Origin of the sequence: Pseudomonas sp. IT-P258 (genome assembly GCF_949767825.1) — a bacterium.
GTDB lineage: Bacteria > Pseudomonadota > Gammaproteobacteria > Pseudomonadales > Pseudomonadaceae > Aquipseudomonas > Aquipseudomonas monachiensis.
The window spans coordinates 1-248 of record NZ_CATKPU010000102.1 but is presented as its reverse complement, the minus strand read 5'-3'; the positions used below and the strand labels follow the sequence as shown (position 1 = coordinate 248).

General features: G+C 65.3%; 1 protein-coding gene. It reads left to right on the top strand.

The genetic code is table 11. The annotated features are described in order from the left end of the window. Nucleotides 1-248: DUF2345 domain-containing protein (locus tag ACM6G4_RS27440; protein WP_414915022.1), on the top strand; the 248-nt coding region annotated here is incomplete at both ends.

Here is a 248-nt window from a genome sequence, read left to right as displayed (position 1 = left end):
CAACTCGATGAACTGAAAGCCGCGGTCCTGCTGCTCAGCGCACCCCAGGGCATCGCCCTGACCAGCGGCCAGCACCTGCAACTGGCGGCAAAAGACAACCTGATGCTCAACGCCGGCGGCGAGGCCGACCTCAGCGTGGTCAAGCGCCTGTTCATCGGCGTCGGCCAGGGCCTGAGCCTGTTCGTACGCAAGCTGGGGATCAAGCTGATCGCCAATCAGGGCCCGGTGAGGGTGCAGGCGCAGAACGA